Genomic DNA, 16,651 nt, shown 5'->3' on the forward strand with positions numbered 1-16,651 from the left:
GAGATGCGTGCTCGCTCCACGGGGCTGGAAAATACCGCCGGATTACAATACGTTCGTCGAACTCTTTGGAGGGGGAGTGGGAAAAGTGTTGAGCGTTTCGGCTCTTGAGAGGGTCGTGAGAGACCTGGTGGTGCACAGGGATCCAGTGCCGCGCGGGGTGAATTTCGCCGAGATATCGTCGTTGCTGGGAGTCGGGTTGCCCAGTGACTTTCGAGAATTGGCGGACAGCTATCCGACTCTTGAGCTCGATGGTTTCTGGCACATTCCGCTACCTGTTCCAGGAGGCGAACGAGACTTTGTTGCCGGGATTTTCCGGGAGCTGGAAGTGCTGAGAGATCTCCAGGCGGACGATATGGCTGATGGGTATGTCCCCCACCCGGATTCCGGCGGCTTGATTCCGTGGAGTGAGTCATTGTCCGGCGACGTTTTCTACTGGCGTGTTACGGGCGGTGACCCCGACAGTTGGCCTGTCGTGGTGAACAGTCGAAGTCTGGAGTGGTGGGAATTTTCCGGCGGTGCGCTCGCCTTCATTGTCGGGATTATCGACGGAAGTATTGAGCGGCGCGGCCTGCCGAGCGACGTGCCGGGATCCGATCCCAAGGTTCGCGCTTACGCAGGCTGACGGAGTCGTCGGCACGCTGATACCCAGTGGTCAAGGTTCAATGACTGAGGCTACGAGGACGGTCGTACTTGAGTTGGGGCAGGACAGTCCCGATCGGGTGGCCGCGCGACGCTCGGCATCGGAGCCGGGGTGGCAATGTCGGAGGGCCATGCAGTGTGCCCCTTGAAGACGTGCTGTGACCTGCTGTCATAGGAGCGATGGATGACCTGGGTTGAGAGGCTGTCAGAGGCGGTTTCCTGGAAGCCGCGACACGTAGAAATCTCGTGGGGTGAAATTGAGCAGCAGCTCGGCGTCGAACTGCCGACGGACTTCAAAAAGTTCTGCGAATGCTTCGGGCGGGGGAGTTTCAGCGGTTATCTAGAGGTCTATTCATCGTCGGGCGGCGCGAGTCTGCAGGTCCTCGATAAGCTGGCCAGTTTCCGCCGCCTGGTCGAACAACATCCAATGGTTCGAGACGCCTATGAGCCGTACGAAATTTTTCGAGGCTGTGGGGAGGGGGTGATTCCCTGGGGTATTTCCACCACGGCCTCCGAGTACTGTTGGCTGGCTAACTCCACAGATCGGCCCGACAGTTGGCCGATCGTCGCAAGAGAAGACGGTGGTGACTGGCAAATCTTTGAGATGTCAATGTCTGAATTCGCGTACAGGTTGCTTGCCGACGCAATATTCGAGGAGTTTACTATTGCGGACCTAGTTCCGGAGCCATTTTACGAGATCGCGCCACCCTCTGGAGCTCTTCAATAGCTGGGGTTGTGGCGGTTGAAAGTCGATGACGCGGCGCGTCTATACAGGCTGAGGGCGAAGGGCAGGTAAGGGGCCTTGGCTTGAGACCACTCCTGCCGTTGAGCTGGTCGACGGCGGTGGTGAAGTGTTCCCGGCGCAGTTGCGGGGTCTTTACGGAGCACCGTCCTCATGGACGTGCCGACTCCACCAGGTCGTACCGCCGGCCGCCGCGTGTCCCGGCCACAGCCTCAGCAGCGCCATGGAGAACATGTCCATGCAAAATGTGGACTTCTCCACCCTCACCGTGTCCATCAGCGATCCGGCCATCGCCCGCCATCGAGCCGCCCAGGGCGTCGATGCCTCCAGCGACCTGCTGGTCGCCTCCTGGCCCCCTGACCCCAACGCGGTTGCCGACGGCGCGGGAATGATGCCGAATTTGGGGGACCTTGAGAGCGGACAGCCGAGATGATCCAGGCGACCGAGTCAGAGCATTGAAATGAGTGGGATGAAGCAAGTGAGCGGAGAGAGAGTCGAGATGGCGAGAGTCCACCGACGGCGGCCGGCTGTCCTGAAGGCCGTTGTGGTCCTGGCCGGTCTGTGCGTGGTGGGGTGTTCGGCCGCCGGGGGTGCGGGTGCGGACGGGTCGGCGGACAGGGAGAGTTCACCCTCGGGCTCGGTCTCAGCGTCGGTGAGCGGTGTCGCGTCCCCGAGCCCTGCTCCCAGTCGCTCGGCGACCGCCTCGGCCTCGCCGTCACCGTCGAAGACCTCGGCTCCGCGGGCGACGAAGGATTCGTCGGAGGATGTGGGCAGCGGCTCCGGTACGTCGAGCGGTTCTGGTACGACCGGAAGTGGGTCGGGCCCCGTCGCGCAGAATCCCAACCGGGGGTCCAATCCCCCGCCCGCGCCGTCCCGTCCGTCGCCCACGCCGGAGTGGAACTCCGAGGAGTGGCAGCCCGGTGATCCGGTCGAGACCAAGCCTCTCGCCACGCCTGAGCAGGGCTGACATTGGCAGTGCCGCTCGGTGATCGACGCAGAGAGAAGCCGACGGCGCGTGTCCGACAGACCGTCAGTACGACGAGGCCGGAGCCGTCGTCATTGGTTGGCGGTCATCGGGTGATCTTTCAGGCCTCGTATCAGAGCCTGGAAACGGGCCGGGGTCGTGGTCAGCACGACCTCCGGCTCGTCGCTTTCGCGGAGGTGGAGTGCGCCGGTGGGCGACGCGGCGACGTTGACGCAGTTCGAGCTGTCGCCGCTGTACGAGGACTTCTGCCAGTGGAGGGTCCGCATGGTCGCTGCCTCTCAGATGTCCCGGGTGAGGTGGTGGATGAAGTCGCGCGACTTGGCGGGGGTCAGTGCGCAGGACGTCGTGTGGTCCAGCACCGCACGGTACTTGGTCAACTGCGCCTCCGCGTCGAGGAATCCGCAGCCGCCGTGATGAGTGTCCAACTGGACGGTGTCGAGCTGCGGTACGGGGCCCTCGACATAGTCGAAGGACTGGCCCGTACTTGGGAAGTACTCCGTGCCGAACGGAATCACCCTGACCGTGACGTGGGGCAGCTCGCTCATGTGGATCAGGTGTTTCAGCTGGCCGAGGGTGACGTCGCGGCCTCCGAAGCCCATGCGTAGAGCCGACTCGTGAATGAACGCCGAGTACGGGGGAGGGGTCTCCCGGTGGAGGATGCCCTGCCGCTTGATCCGGTGCGTGAGACGGTGCTCGATCTCGTATTGCCGCATGGGTGGCACCACTGCCCGAAACAGCGCTCGGGCGTGATCGGTGGTCTGGAGTAGTGCGGGGATGTGGATCACGAGAGCGACCCGCAACCTGGTCGCATGGTGCTCCAGTTCCGCCAGGTCGACCAGTGCGGCGGGCAGGTGTTCCCTGTATGGCTCCCACCAGCCCTGAGGCCGCCGTCCCGTGAAGTCGGCCAGGGCGTCGATCAGCGCCGCGTCGGAGCAGGTGTAAGCCGACGCCATCGCGCGAACCCGGTCGGCGCTCACGGCACTGCGCCCGGTTTCGATCATGCTGACGCGTCCCTGGTTGACGCCGAGCAGCGAGGCGGCGCTGGTGACGCTGAAGCCGGCCTGTTCGCGGAGTCTGCGCAGTTCCGCGCCCAGTCGACGCTGGCGCAGGGTGGGGTTGCCGGTGGGCGGCAAGGTGCCTCCTTTCGAACCGCAGCGCGGTGCTGACGTACCCCACACGAGGTAATTGCGGATACATCTCTCAAGTTTGGGAGATGTATCTCCCGTCGTGCTCTAGCGTAATGCTGTACCCGCTCAACACCCCGCCCCCATAAGCCGGAAGCGCACCGTCCAGGCAATGCCACCGCTCGGCGCGGACGTGAGCGAGTCGTCCAAGTTTCCTTTCTCTCCCGGAGGTCGTCATGGTCACCGTAGCTCCGCCCGACACCTGGACGTATGCCCTCCGGCTGCCGCATGACCCGAGAGCCGCACGGGTCGCACGTATGACCGTGCGGGCGGCCCTCGTCGGGCATGGGATGCGTGAAGTGCTGGACGTCGTCGAGTTGTTGACGTCCGAGATGGTGGCCAACGTCTACCGGCACACCGAGGGGCCCGCCTCGCTCCGACTCACCGCCCCCGGGGGCGGGCGGCTGCGGGTCGGGGTCTGGGACAGGCATCCGTACATTCCCGCGCCCTTCGCCGAGCCTCCTGGTGATCGGCTCCCGCCCGCTCCGGTCGACGGTGAGGGCGGGCGCGGGCTGTATCTCGTACAGGAGTGCGCGGACTGGTGGGGCGGCTGGCCGCTGGGGCGCGGGGGCGGGAAGCTGCTGTGGTTCGAGGTGGGCGGGCGGCGGAAGGCGCCGCCCGCCGCCTGAGGACCGGACCGACCGGCCCGCCCGCTACGACTTGTCGCTCTCGCTCAGCCCCCGCAGTACCGCCCCGCACCGGCGTGCGTACGCCTGCTGCATGGCTCGGGCTGCCGGGCCGCCGGCCTTGGCGTACCACTTTGCGGCTCTGCTGAAGGCCGAGACCGTCAGCCAGACCGTGCCGTCGCCGGTGCGGTCGACGACGAAGGCTTCCTCGCCGCGCTCGGGGTGGCCGGGGAGGGTGCCGTACGCCCAGCCCGCGCGGCGGTGTTCGTCCACCGTCCAGACCACTCGGCAGGGGGCTTTTATGAGGCCGACCAGGGTGACGGTGACGTCGACGCCGGGGGCCGCCCGTTGCGCCGTCGTGTCCATGCCCACCCCCATCGTGCGGTGCATCTCCCAGGTCAGGACGGCCTCGGCGGCGCGGCGGAAGACGTCGTGGCCCTCGCCGAGGCGGGTGCGCACATGGAGGGCGTGGAAGCCGGGCGGGCAGAAACCGGGACGGTCGCGGGTGGCGCCGACGTCGTCGTACGTGAAGGCCTTCTCAGACATGGGAGCCAAGCGTAGGGCGGCACCCGGGAATGCCTTCCTCCCGGGTGCCGCCCATGTCGACTACGCGCCGTCGCGGTGCCACCGCGCCCTTGACGACCGGCCGCGACGAGCCCGCAAGGACCCGAGGGCCGATCCGCCCAGCCCAGCGGAGCGCCTAGCTGACGTTGACCGCCGACCACGCCGCCGCGACCGCCTTGTACTCCGTGCTGGAGGTGCCGCCGTACAGGGCCGAGGCCGCCGACAGGGTGCCGGTGCGGGCCGCCTTGTAGTTGGTCGTCGACGTGAAGTACGTGGTCAGCGCCTTGTACCAGATCTGCAGCGCCTTGTCGCGGCCGATGCCGGTGACCGTGGAGCCGTTGGACGTGGGCGAGTTGTAGGTCACGCCGTTGATCGTCTTGGAGCCGCTGCCCTCCGAGAGGAGGTAGAAGAAGTGGTTCGCGACGCCCGACGAGTAGTGCACGTCGAGGTTGCCGACCGACGAGGACCAGTAGTTGGCGGAGCCGCCGTCCTTGCTGGGCTGGTCCATGTAGCGCAGCGGGGTGCCGTCGCCGTTGATGTCGATCTTCTCGCCGATGAGGTAGTCGCCCTTGTCCGACGCGTTGTTCGCGTAGAACTCCACGCCGGTGCCGAAGATGTCGGAGGTCGCCTCGTTGAGGCCGCCGGACTCGCCCGAGTAGTTCAGGCCCGCGGTGTTGGAGGTGACGCCGTGGCTCATCTCGTGGCCGGCCACGTCCAGCGAGGTCAGCGGGTGGGTGTTGCCCGAGCCGTCGCCGTACGTCATGCAGAAGCAGCTGTCGTCCCAGAACGCGTTGACGTACGCGTTGCCGTAGTGGACGCGGGAGTAGGCGGCCACGCCGTTGTTCTTGATGCCGCTGCGGCCGAACGTGGACTTGTAGAAGTCCCACGTGGTCTGCGCACCGTAGGCGGCGTCGACGGCGGCGGTCTGGTCCGTGGTGGAGCTGGAGGCCGCGCCGGTGCCCCAGGTGTCGTCCGCGTCGGTGAACAGGGTGCCCGCGGAGGACGACGTGGCGTGCGCCTTGTTGTACGTCTTGTGGTTGCCGCGGGTGCTGTCCGCCAGCTGGTACGTCGACCCCGACAGGGTCGTGCCCAGGGTGACCGTGCCCGAGTAGAGGCTCTTGCCGGTGCCGGTCTCGATGCCCTGGTACTCGTAGAGCTTCTGGCCGGTGGCCGCGTCGGTGATGACGTGCAGCTCGCTCGGGGTGCCGTCGTCCTGGAGGCCGCCGACGACCGTCTCGTAGGCGAGGACGGGCGTGCCGTCGCCGGCCCAGACGACCTTGCGGGGGGCCTGGTCGGCGGCGTCGGCCTCGGAGCCGACGGCCTCGGCGGCGGTCAGCGCCTGGGTCTCGGCCTTGGCGGCGGTGACCTTCGGGGTGAGCGTGGCCACCTTGATGGTCGCCGAGTTGGCCTTGGTGACGCCCTTGGCGGCGCCGGTCGCGGACTCGTGGACGACGAGGTCGCCGCCGAGGACCGGCAGTCCCGCGTAGGTGCGCTCGAAGCGCGTGTGGACCGTGCCGTCGGCGTCCTTCACGACGTCCTTGACGACCAGCTTCTCCTGCGCGCCGAGGCCTATCGTCTGGGCGGTCTCGGGCGCCTCGGCCTGCTCCTGCGTGATCAGCGTGGTGCGGGCGGCGGGCGACAGCTGGATCGGCGCGCCGAGGGGGATCGACGTGCCGCCGGACTCCACCGGGGTCTGGGCGGCGGCGGGACCGGTGGTCAGGCCGGTGGTGACCAGCGCTCCGGCCGCGACCGCGGTGGCGATGGCCAGGGTGGTGCGCTTGTGACGCGCGTAGAGGGAGGTCACACAAGCTCCTTGGATGTGGGGGGTCCGGACGGCGTGGGGCTGTCCGTGACGGCTGTGAAGTTGTGCGGCGGGTGTGAGGAAGCCTCGCATCAGGTCGCGTACATGTCAGGACCTCGAAGTGATGTTGGCTGGAAATCATCCTCCGGATGAACATTGCTGGAATGTAAACGGAGTTGACCTGGGTAAAAGGCCAACAGGCCGTGGGTAAGGGGCTGGCAAAAAGGGGACGCCGTCCCGGAGTGAGAAGAACCTCCGGGACGGCGTCCCCATGGACGAGCGGGTGCGGTGTGCGCCGGCTACAGGAAGGGTCCCGGTTACGGGAAGGTCAGGCTCCAGCCGTTGATCCGGCCGGTGTCCTGGGCCGCGTTGTCCTGGACCCGCAACTGCCAGACCCCGTTGGCGACTTCGGAGGAGGCGTTCACCGTGTACGTGGTGTTGATGTTGTCGCTGCTCCCACCGGTGCTGTACGCCTTCAGCGTGTACGCCGTGCCGTCGGGCGCGACGAGCTGGACCTGAAGGTCACCGATGTAGGTGTGCGTGATGTCGACCGCCACCGGGAGACTCGCCGGCGCGTTGCCGGTCCGTCCGGAGACGGTGATCGACGACGTGACCGCAGCCCCGTTGTCCGGAATCGATACGTCGGCGGTGTTCTCGAACACCGTGCCGCCGCCCCCGTCGCCGGGCCGCGAGCCGACCGCGATGGCCGCCCACGCGTTCTGCACCGCCGTGTACTCGGCGCTCGTCGTGCCGTACAGCTCACCCGTCGCCGCGAGCGTGCCGGTGCGGGCGCCCGCGTAGTTGGTCGTCGACGTGAACTTCGTGGTGAGCGCGCGGAACCAGATCTTCTCCGCCTTGTCGCGGCCGATGCCGGTGACCGGAAGACCGTCCGAGGTGGCCGAGTTGTAGGTGACCCCGTTGATGGTCTTGGTGCCGCTGCCCTCCGAGAGGAGGTAGAAGAAGTGGTTCGCCGGCCCGGAGGAGTAGTGCACGTCGATCGAGCCGATGCCCGAGTACCAACTGTCCTTGGAGGACCCGTCCTTGCTCGGCTTGTCCATGTAACGCAGCGGCGTCCCGTTGCCGTTGATGTTGATCTCCTCGCCGATGAGGTAGTCACCGACGTCGGAGGAGTTGTTGGCGTAGAACTCGACGGTCGAGCCGAAGATGTCGGAGGTCGCCTCGTTCAACCCGCCCGACTCACCGCTGTAGTTGAGGCCGGCCGTGTTGGAGGTCAGGCCGTGCGTCATCTCGTGCGCGGCCACGTCGATCGACGTCAGCGGGTTGGCGTTGCCCGAGCCGTCGCCGTACGTCATGCAGAAGCAGCTGTCGGACCAGAACGCGTTGACGTACGCGTTGCCGTAGTGGACGCGCGAGTACGCGCCGACGCCGTCGCCGCGGATGCCCGAACGGCCGTGCACGTTCTTGTAGTAGTCCCAGGTCAGCTGGGCGCCGTAGTGGGCGTCGGCGCCGGCCGACTCCAGGTTCGACGCGGCGCCGTTGCCCCAGATGTCGTCGGGCCCGGAGAACAGCGTGCCGGTGCCGGAGGTGCCGCGGTTGAGGTTGTACGTCTTGTGGCCGCCGCGCGCGCCGTCGGTGAGGTTGTACGTCGACCCGGACTGGGTGGTGGTCAGCGTGACCTGACCGCTGTACACCGTGTTGCCGGTGCCGGTCTCGATCGCCTCCCACTCGTACAGCTTCGCGCCCGTGGTGGCGTCGGTGACGACGTGCAGCTCCTGCGGGGTGCCGTCGTGCTGGAACCCGCCGACGACCGTTTCGTACGCCACGGTCGGCGTGCCGCTCGCGGCCCAGATCACCTTGCGCGGCGCCCGGTTGACGTCGGGGCTCTTGGCGTCCTCCGCCTTCGCCGCGGACAGGGCCTGCGCCTCGGCCTTGGCGGCGGGCACGGCGGCCGCGATGGTGGCCGGCGCGATCTTCGCGCCGGTGGCCTTGACGACGGCCTCGGTCGCGTCGGCCTTCGTGGACTCGACGACCAGGTCGCCGCCGAGGACGGGCAGCCCGTCGTAGGTGCGCTCGTAGCGGGTGTGGACGGTGCCGTCGCCGTCCTTCAGGACGTCCCGGACGACGAGCTTCTCCTTGGCGCCCAGGCCGAGCTCCTTCGCGGTCGCCGTCTTGGCGGCGTCGGCCGCGCGTATCAGCTCGGCGCGCTGGGCGGGGCTGAGCTGGACCGACTCGGCGCCCGGGAGCACCTGGCCGACGGCCGAGGGCGCCTCGACCGGGGCGGCGGTCGCGGCGCCGGACTGCACGGCGGCGGCGATCAGCGCCGAGACGCCCACGAGGGCGACGGCCGCGACGCGACGGGTGGGGGTGTGGGGGGTGCGTCTGTGAGAGGAACTGCTGCTCAACACTGACTCCTTCTGCGCGGCCGCGGATCGCGCGGCCAGGGGGAGACCCGACGGCTGGTGGGCCGTACGGGCACGACAAAGGCGGTACGCAGAACAAAGGCGGTACGTGGAGCGGCCCCCCGCCGCAGCCGGGGGCTGTGGGGTTGCTGTGAACCAGCAGTGGGAAGAGTGGCAGTGGATTGCGCTGTCTGTCAGGACCGCGTCAGGAAGTTGGCCGGAAAAGGTCCGTTGTTCGGGAGTTCGAGTTCGATATACGGACCAAAGGGGTCAGTGGTCGTCGGCGGGCGTTCCGTGCCAGGTCCGCCACAGCGCCGCGTACGCGCCGTCCCCCGTCACCAGCGCCTCGTGCGTGCCGAGTTCGGTGAGCAGGCCGTCCTCCATCACCGCGACCCGGTCCGCGTCATGGGCGGTGTGCAGCCGATGGGCGATCGCGATGACCGTACGGCCCCGCAGCACGGCCGCCAGGGCGCGCTCGGTGTGCCGGGCCGTCGTCGGGTCCAGCAGCGCGGTCGCCTCGTCCAGGATCAGCGTGTGCGGGTCAGCCAACACCACCCGGGCCAGGGCGAGTTGCTGGGCCTGCGAGCCGTCCGTACGGCAACCGTCCCCGCCCAGCACGGCGTCGAGGCCGCCGGGCAGCTCCCGGACCCAGTCCGCGGCGCCCACCGCGGCCAGCGCCGCCCACAACTGCGCGTCGTCCGCAGCCGGTTCGGCGATCAGCAGGTTGTCGCGGACCGTGCCGAGGAAGACATGATGCTCCTGGGTGACCAGCACGACCTGCCGGCGCAGCGTCTCCGGCGCGAGGTCCGCGACCGGCACCCCGCCCACCGTCACCGTGCCCGCGCTCGGCGCGTCCACCCCCGCCAGCAGCCTGCTCAGCGTGGTCTTGCCCGCGCCGGACGGGCCGACCACCGCGAGCCGCTCCCCGGGCCGCACCGTCAGATCGACCCCGCGCAGCACCTCGCCGCCCCGCTCGTACGCGTACCGCACGCCGGTCACGTCGATCCGGTCGTCCGCCGGGACGGGGGACGCCTCGGACACCGCCCGCGGCGCCTGCGCCAGCCCCTCGACCCGCGCGAACGAGGCACTGCTGGACTGGAGTTGCTCGACCCGGACCAGGATCTCGTCCAGCGGCTCGGTGAGCTGGCGCAGATACAGCGCCGACGCCACCACCGCCCCGAGGCTCACCATGCCCCGCCCGTGCAGCACGCCGCCGAGCAGCAGCACGCCCGCCACCGGCAACGAGTACGACACCTCGACGACCGGGAAGAACACCGTCCGCAGGTAGAGGGTGTGGAAGCGGGTGCGGCGGGCCGTCGTCAGCGCGTCCTTGCTCGCCGTCGTCCGGCGCTCCGCCAGCCGGAACGCGTCGACGGTCCGGGCCCCGGCGGCCGTCGAGGCGAGCGACTCGGCGACCTCCGAGTCCGCCGCGCTCTGGTCGAGATAGGCCGAGCGGGCCCGGCGCAGATACCAGCGCAGCGCACACCAGATCGGAGTCAGCCCCAGCACCCCGGCCGTGCCCAGCAGCGGATCGACCATGAACACCGCGGCGAGCGTGAACAGCGCCTGCACCGTGCAGACCAGCAGCTCCGGCCCGGCGTCGCGCAGGGTCGTGCCGACGGCCGCCACATCCGCGGTGCCGCGCGTGGTCAGATCGCCGGTGCCGGCCCGCTCCACGACCGACGCGGGCAGCGCCAGCGCCCGGTCGACGTACTCCTCCCGCACCCGGGCCAGCGTCCGCTCCCCGAACCGGTGCCCCGCGTAGCGCGCCCAGCGGATCAGGAGCAGCTGGGCGAGCGCGCACACGGCGATCGCCGCGGCCAGCCGGTTCACCGCGTCCATCCCGCGCCCGGCGCGCACCTCGTCGATGATCCGGCCCAGCAGCCAGGGCCCGGCCAGCCCCGAGGCGGCGGCCAGCACGTTGAGGAGCAGCACCCCGACGAACGCTCGCCCGTCGGCCCGCACCAGCCGGCCCGCGGCCCGCCGCACCTCGGCGGGCCCGGCGACGGGCAGCCGCCTTCCGTCGCCCGTCACCGTACGACCTCCTCGGCGTCGTGGGAGTCTGCAGCGTCTACGGGGCCTTCGGGGCCTTCGGGGTCTTCGGCGTCGCGGGCCACCAAGGCGCGGTATCCCGGCTCCCGTTCCAGCAGCTCGCGATGGCGTCCGGCGGCCGAGAGCTTCCCGTCGACCAGATAGAGCACCGTGTCCGCATGGTCGAGGACGAGCGGGGACGTCGTCGTCACGAGCGTGGTGCGGCCGGCGCGGGCCGCCCGCAGCCGCTCGGCCACCGCCGCCTCCGTGTGTGCGTCCAGCGCCGACGTCGGCTCCACGGCCAGCAGCACCTCCGGGTCGGCGAGCAGCGCCCGCACCAGCCGGACCCGCTGCCGCTGGCCGCCGGAGAGACTGCGGCCCTGCGCGGTCACCGGCGCGTCGAGCCCCTCCGCGAGCCCCTGCACGATGTCGTCGGCGGACGCCGCCCGCACCGCCGCCCGCAGTAGCTCCGGGCCCGGGTCGCCGCGCCCGCCCACCACCTCGCGCAGCGGCCCCGCGAACAGGTCGGCCTCGTTGTCCGCGACCAGGATCCGGGCCCGCACCTGCGGCAGCGGGATCGCGTCGAGCCGGACCCCGCCCCAGGAGGCGTCCGTCGGGCCCAGCCGTCCGAGCCGGTCGACCAGGGCCGTCAGCTCGGCGGGGCGCGCCCCGACCAGCGCGGTCAGCCGGCCCGGCGGCACCCGCACGCCCGACGCCGGATCGTGCAGCGCCGACGGTTCCGAGGGCGGCTCGGCCGTCCCGGTGTCCGGATCGGGTTCGAGCCGCAGCAGCCGGACGACCCGGTCGGCGGCGACGACGCCCCGGCTGAGCTGGTAGCCCATGTCGACGAGGAACGCCACCGGGCCCACCAGCACGGCGACATAGCCGTACACCGACACCAACTCGCCGACCGTCAGCTTCCCCTGGACGGCCTCCCGGACCGCGAGCCAGGTCACCGCCGCGAGGAACAGCCTCGGCAGCCCCACCCCCAGCGACTGGAGCCAGCTGGCCGACGAACCCACCCGGTAGCCCTGCTCCCGCAGCCGCCCCGAATCGCGCCGGAACCCGTCCGCGAACAGGCTCTTGCCGCCCAGCCCGTTGAGCACCCGCAGCCCGCCCGCGAGGTCCCCGATCCGCGCGGTCAGCATCCCCTGCCGCTCCCGGTACTCGCCCTCCGCCCCGCGCAGCCGCGCCATCAGCGGCCCGACGAGCACGCCGACCACCGGCATCCCGAGCAGGACGACGACGGCCAGCAGCGGCGAGACGGCCAGCAGCAGCCCGGCGACGAACACGTACACGACGACCGAGCCCACCCCCGGCCCGATCACCGTCAGCGACTGCGCGATGGTGTGCACATCGCCCACGCCGATGGTGACGACTTCTCCTGCGCCCGTCCGGCGCGGCAGCGCGTCCCCCAGCCGCACCGCCTGCCGCACGGTCACCTTGATCGTGCGGAAGTACGCGTCCATCCGCAGCCGCGTCATCGTGCGGTGCCGCACGATGCTCACCCAGGCGTTGGCCGCCCCGACGGCCGTCAGCGCGGCCGTCCAGCCGACCAGCGCGGCCGTGTCACCGGGCTCCAGCCCCTCGTCCACCGCCTTCGACAGCAGATACGGCGACACCGCCAGCAGCACCATCCAGACGCTGGCCAGCACCGCCCCGGCCACGCCCCGCCACGGCTGACAGCGCACCAGCCAGGCCAGATAGGCCCAGCCGTTGCGGCAGTCCGGGACGCCGGGATCCCCCTGCACGTCGACCGCCGAGTCGCCCTTCCTCAAGCGCCGCTTTAAATTCCGCCTCACGCGAGACTGTCCCGCCACGCCCGGTGCAGATCCGCGAACCGGCCGGTGCCCGCGATCAGCTCGGCCGGACTGCCGTCCTCGACGATCCGGCCGTACTCCATGACCAGCACCCGGTCCGCGATCTCCACCGTCGACAGCCGGTGCGCGATCACCACCGCGGTACGGCCCTTCAGCACCGTCGCCATCGCCGCCTGCACGGCCCGCTCGCCGGGCACGTCGAGCGAGCTGGTCGCCTCGTCGAGGATCAGCACCGCCGGGTCGGCGAGCAACGCCCGCGCGAACGCGACCAGTTGACGCTGGCCCGCGGAGATACGGCCGCCGCGCTTGCGCACGTCGGTGTCGTAGCCGTCGGGCAGGGCGCTGATGAACTCGTGCGCGCCGATGGCCTTCGCCGCGCGCTCGATCTCCTCCCGGCTCGCGTCGGGCCGCCCGATGGCGATGTTCTCGGCGACCGTGCCGGAGAACAGGAACGCCTCCTGCGTCACCATGACCACCCCGCGCCGCAGTTCGGACACCGGCAGCTCGCGCAGATCGACGCCGGCCAGCAGCACCCGCCCGGCGGAGGGGTCGTAGAAGCGGGCGAGCAGCTTGGCCAGCGTGGACTTGCCCGCACCGGTGGAGCCGACGACGGCGACCGTCTGTCCGGCGGGCAGCGTGAGATCGAAGCCGGGCAGGACCTCGCCGCCCGTGCGGTAGCCGAAGGAGACCCCGTCGAAGACGACCTCGCGGCCGGGCGACTCGCCTTCCAGCGGCGGGAGTTCGCGCGGCGCGGTCGGCTCCGGAACGGACGGCGTCTGGGCCAGCAGCCCCGCGATCTTCTCCAGGGAGGCGGCCGCCGACTGGTAGGAGTTGAGGAACATGGCGAGCCGGTCGATCGGGTCGTACAGCCGCCGCAGATACAGCACCGCCGCCGCCAGCACGCCCAGCTCCAGCGTGCCGTCCGCCACCCGGGAGGCGCCCCACAGCACGATCCCCGCGACCGCCGTGTTGGCGACCAGCCGCGATCCGACGACATACCGGGCCATCTCCAGCAGCGCGTCGCCGTTCCGGCGCTCGTGCCGCCGGTTGAGGACCTGGAAGTCGGCGTCGTTGACGGCCTCGCGGCGGAACGCGCGCACCGGGCGGATGCCGTTCATCGTCTCCACGAACTTCACGATCACGGCCGCGATCGCGGTGGACCGCGCCACGAACACCCGCCCGACCCGCCGCCGGTAGCTCCGGGCGAGCAGGTACAGCGGCCCGAAGGAGGCCACCGCGACCGCGCCCAGGCCCAGGTCCAGCCAGAGCAGCATCGCGGAGATGAACGCGAAGGACAGCACGACCGTCACGAGCTCCTGCAGACCCTCGTTGAGGAGCTCGCGCAGGGCCTCCACGTCGTTGGTGGCGCGGGAGATGAGCCGGCCCGAGGTGTAGCGCTCGTGGAAGTCGATGCTGAGCGCCTGCGCATGGCGGAAGATCCGGCCGCGCAGATCGAGCAGCACGTCCTGGTTGACGCGGGCGGCGGCGACCAGGAACGCGTACTGCAGGGCGCCGGAGACCAGCGCGCACAGCAGATAGCCGACGCCGACCGCGATCAGCGGCCCGTGGTCGTCGGCCCGGAAGGCCGGCACCGCCCGGTCGATGGCGTACGCCACCAGCAGCGGGCCGGCCTGCACCGCCGCCTGCTGGAGCAGCAGCAGGACGGTGGTGAGGGCGACCCGGGCCTTCATGGGGGCGAGCAGCGAGCGCAGCAGCGTGCCCGTGGCGCCGGGCGGCGTGGGCAGGACGTCCTTGTCGAAGGGGTCCTCGACGGCCGGCGGACGCGGCTCCTGCGGCCGGTCCTCGACGGAGGGGTCAGCGTCGGTGGCGGGGACGGAGGACGGGACGGAGGAGGGGACGGCGGCGGGGTCGCCGGTCGGATCGTCGGTGGGGGAGGAGGTGGTGGGGGTGGTGGTCATCGGTCGTCCTCCTGGCGGCCGGTTCCGGACATGAGGTGGGCGTACTCGGGGTTGCCGCGCAGCAGTTCCTGATGGGTGCCCACGGCGGTGATCCGGCCGCCGGACAGCAGCGCCACCCGGTCGGCGAGCAGCACGGTGGAGGGGCGGTGGGCGACGATCAGCGCGGTCGTGTCGGCGAGGACCCGGCGCAGCGCGGCCTCCACGGCGGCCTCGGTGTGCACGTCCAGGGCGGACAGCGGGTCGTCGAGGACGAGGAACCGGGGCCGTCCGACCACGGCTCTGGCCAGTGCGAGGCGCTGCCGCTGGCCGCCGGAGAGGCTGAGCCCCTGCTCGCCGACCTGGGTGTCGGCGCCCTGCGGCAGGGCGTGCACGAAGTCGGCCTGGGCGACGGCGAGGGCCCGTTCCAGCTCGCCCTGGCCGGCGCCCTCCGCGTCCGTGCCCATCAGCACGTTCTCCCCGACGCTCGCCGAGAACAGGGTGGGCTCCTCGAAGGCGACGGCGACCTTGGAGCGCAGCTCGGAGCGGGACATCGCGGTGACGTCCGCGCCGTCGAGCGTGATCCGGCCCGAGGTCACCTCGTGCAGCCGGGGGACGAGCGCGGTCAGCGTCGTCTTCCCGCTGCCGGTGGCCCCGACCAGGGCCATCGACTCACCCGGCCGGATGTGCAGGTCGACGCGGTCCAGGGTGGGCGGGGAGGTGGGATCGGCGTCCGGGTAGCGGAAGACCACGCCGTCGAACCGGAGTCCGGCGTCGGCCGTCGCGTCCGCCCCGACAACGCTGTCCTTCTCCGCTGCTCCCTTCTCCGCTGCTTCCTGTTCGGGCTCCTCGTCCATCACCTCGAAGTAGCGCTCGGTCGCGGTGGCCGCCTCCTGGCTCATCGCGAGCAGGAAGCCGATCGAGTCCACCGGCCAGCGCAGCGCGAGCGCCGTCGACAGGAAGGCGACCAGCGTGCCCGCCGACAGCTCCCCGTCCGCGACCTGCACCGAGCCCAGCACCAGCGCCGCCCCGATCGCGAGCTCCGGCAGCGTCACGATCACCGCCCAGATGGTGGCGAGCAGGCGCGCCTTGCCCAGCTCCGTGCCGCGCAGGGTCCCCGAGATCTCCCGGAAGGCCCGCGCCTGGCTGCGGTGCCGGCCGAAGCCCTTGATGATGCGGATCCCGAGAACGCTCTCCTCGACGACCGTCGTCAGATCGCCGACCTGGTCCTGCGCGCGCCGCGCCACGACCGCGTACCGCTGCTCGAAGACCATGCACATCACCATGACCGGGATCGCGGGCCCCAGGATCACCAGGCCGAGCGTCCAGTCCTGGAGCAGCATGATGATCACACCGAGGACGATGGTCACGCTGTTGACCAGCAGGAACGTCAGCGGGAAGGCGAGGAACATACGCACCAGGCCCAGATCCGCGGTCGCCCGGGACAGCAGCTGACCCGACGGCCAGCGGTCGTGGAACGCCACCGGCAGCCGCTGCAGCCGTCGGTACAGAGCGGCCCGCATCTCCGCCTCGACATGCGACAGCGGGCGCGCGACCAGCCAGCGTCTCGCCCCGAACAGCAGGGCCTCGGCGCACCCGAGCAGCAGCAGGCACAGGGCGCCCAGCCACACCCCGGCGCGGTCCCGGTCGGCGACCGGCCCGTCCACCATCCACTTCAGGACGAGCGGGATCACCAGACCCGTACAGGAGGCGAGGACCGCGACGAAGGCGGCCGCGAACAGCCTGGCCCGCGCCGGGCGTACGTACGGCCACAGCCGCAGCAGGGTCCGCACCGCGGACCGGTCCTCGGTGTTCTCACGTGTCGTCGGCATCACGGGCGAGCCTACGGATCGGCACTGACATCGCCCACCGAGTTTCGGCCCGACAACGATCCGGCGTTGGTCCTACGACCTGCGTTTTTCGGCAGATTTCCGGGGGCGGACGCGATCGGGTGCAGCGCAGTGTCAACCGATCGGCGGATGCCCGTTCGAGCGAGCCGGCCGA

General features: G+C 70.4%; 13 protein-coding genes. 4 read left to right on the forward strand and 9 right to left on the reverse strand.

Going from position 1 to position 16,651, the window contains the following annotated elements; genetic code table 11:
* Positions 1-115 precede the first annotated feature (115 nt).
* The 3 genes from ACWCPF_RS28605 to ACWCPF_RS28615 all read left to right on the forward strand — a co-directional run bounded on the left by ACWCPF_RS28605 (position 116) and on the right by ACWCPF_RS28615 (position 1,814).
* Positions 116-622, forward strand: a complete 507-nt coding sequence (locus tag ACWCPF_RS28605) for an SMI1/KNR4 family protein (protein WP_451047987.1) — start codon at positions 116-118, stop codon at positions 620-622.
* A 201-nt stretch (positions 623-823) separates the two neighbouring features.
* Positions 824-1,366, forward strand: a complete 543-nt coding sequence (locus tag ACWCPF_RS28610; RefSeq protein WP_451047988.1) for an SMI1/KNR4 family protein — start codon at positions 824-826, stop codon at positions 1,364-1,366.
* A gap of 247 nt (positions 1,367-1,613) precedes the next feature.
* The gene (locus ACWCPF_RS28615; protein ID WP_451047989.1) at positions 1,614-1,814 is read left to right on the forward strand and encodes a hypothetical protein; all 201 of its coding nucleotides are present in this window, start codon (positions 1,614-1,616) and stop codon (positions 1,812-1,814) included.
* A 623-nt stretch (positions 1,815-2,437) separates the two neighbouring features.
* Here ACWCPF_RS28615 and ACWCPF_RS28620 read toward each other — a convergent pair.
* Together ACWCPF_RS28620 and ACWCPF_RS28625 are read right to left on the reverse strand one after the other, a co-directional pair.
* Complete coding sequence (locus tag ACWCPF_RS28620; protein ID WP_451047990.1) at positions 2,438-2,632, reverse strand: DUF397 domain-containing protein; 195 nt, start codon at positions 2,630-2,632, stop codon at positions 2,438-2,440.
* Positions 2,633-2,644: 12 nt separating this feature from the next.
* On the reverse strand, positions 2,645-3,499 hold the full coding sequence (locus ACWCPF_RS28625) for a helix-turn-helix domain-containing protein (RefSeq protein ID WP_451047991.1): 855 nt from the start codon (positions 3,497-3,499) through the stop codon (positions 2,645-2,647).
* Positions 3,500-3,726: 227 nt separating this feature from the next.
* Between ACWCPF_RS28625 and ACWCPF_RS28630 the strand changes: the two genes are divergently transcribed.
* The gene (locus tag ACWCPF_RS28630; protein WP_451047992.1) at positions 3,727-4,179 is read left to right on the forward strand and encodes an ATP-binding protein; all 453 of its coding nucleotides are present in this window, start codon (positions 3,727-3,729) and stop codon (positions 4,177-4,179) included.
* Between the two features lie 24 nt (positions 4,180-4,203).
* Here ACWCPF_RS28630 and ACWCPF_RS28635 read toward each other — a convergent pair whose 3' ends face one another.
* The 7 genes from ACWCPF_RS28635 to ACWCPF_RS28665 form a co-directional block, all read right to left on the reverse strand.
* Positions 4,204-4,722 carry a DUF1990 domain-containing protein gene (locus ACWCPF_RS28635; protein ID WP_451047993.1) on the reverse strand — a complete coding sequence of 173 codons (519 nt, stop codon included), beginning with the start codon at positions 4,720-4,722 and terminating at the stop codon, positions 4,204-4,206.
* 154 nt (positions 4,723-4,876) lie between these two features.
* Positions 4,877-6,544: a M4 family metallopeptidase gene (locus ACWCPF_RS28640; RefSeq protein WP_451047994.1), complete on the reverse strand. Its 1,668-nt coding sequence runs from the start codon at positions 6,542-6,544 to the stop codon at positions 4,877-4,879.
* 314 nt (positions 6,545-6,858) lie between these two features.
* Entirely contained in the window at positions 6,859-8,904 is a 2,046-nt protein-coding gene (locus tag ACWCPF_RS28645; protein ID WP_451047995.1) for a M4 family metallopeptidase, read from the reverse strand.
* 267 nt (positions 8,905-9,171) lie between these two features.
* On the reverse strand, positions 9,172-10,935 hold the full coding sequence (locus tag ACWCPF_RS28650; RefSeq protein ID WP_451047996.1) for an ABC transporter ATP-binding protein: 1,764 nt from the start codon (positions 10,933-10,935) through the stop codon (positions 9,172-9,174).
* The gene (locus tag ACWCPF_RS28655) at positions 10,932-12,710 is read right to left on the reverse strand and encodes an ABC transporter ATP-binding protein (protein ID WP_451047997.1); all 1,779 of its coding nucleotides are present in this window, start codon (positions 12,708-12,710) and stop codon (positions 10,932-10,934) included. Before ACWCPF_RS28655 ends, ACWCPF_RS28650 begins: the two co-directional genes overlap by 4 nt.
* A 20-nt stretch (positions 12,711-12,730) precedes the next feature.
* Positions 12,731-14,671 carry an ABC transporter ATP-binding protein gene (locus tag ACWCPF_RS28660; RefSeq protein WP_451047998.1) on the reverse strand — a complete coding sequence of 647 codons (1,941 nt, stop codon included), beginning with the start codon at positions 14,669-14,671 and terminating at the stop codon, positions 12,731-12,733.
* Complete coding sequence (locus tag ACWCPF_RS28665; RefSeq protein ID WP_451047999.1) at positions 14,668-16,479, reverse strand: ABC transporter ATP-binding protein; 1,812 nt, start codon at positions 16,477-16,479, stop codon at positions 14,668-14,670. The genes ACWCPF_RS28660 and ACWCPF_RS28665 overlap by 4 nt, the downstream gene beginning before the upstream one ends.
* Positions 16,480-16,651: the final 172 nt, after the last annotated feature.

It is taken from the genome of Streptomyces sp. NPDC001858 (genome assembly GCF_053594615.1).

What these genes read in the sequence shown, in the direction of transcription:
- ACWCPF_RS28610 (WP_451047988.1), top strand. Translation starts at nt 824, where the DNA reads ATGACCTGGGTTGAGAGGCTGTCAGAGGCGGTTTCCTGGAAGCCGCGA.
- ACWCPF_RS28615 (WP_451047989.1), top strand. Translation starts at nt 1,614, where the DNA reads ATGTCCATGCAAAATGTGGACTTCTCCACCCTCACCGTGTCCATCAGC.
- ACWCPF_RS28620 (WP_451047990.1), bottom strand. Translation starts at nt 2,632, where the DNA reads ATGCGGACCCTCCACTGGCAGAAGTCCTCGTACAGCGGCGACAGCTCG.
- ACWCPF_RS28630 (WP_451047992.1), top strand. Translation starts at nt 3,727, where the DNA reads ATGGTCACCGTAGCTCCGCCCGACACCTGGACGTATGCCCTCCGGCTG.
- ACWCPF_RS28635 (WP_451047993.1), bottom strand. Translation starts at nt 4,722, where the DNA reads ATGTCTGAGAAGGCCTTCACGTACGACGACGTCGGCGCCACCCGCGAC.
- ACWCPF_RS28660 (WP_451047998.1), bottom strand. Translation starts at nt 14,671, where the DNA reads ATGACCACCACCCCCACCACCTCCTCCCCCACCGACGATCCGACCGGC.
- ACWCPF_RS28665 (WP_451047999.1), bottom strand. Translation starts at nt 16,479, where the DNA reads ATGCCGACGACACGTGAGAACACCGAGGACCGGTCCGCGGTGCGGACC.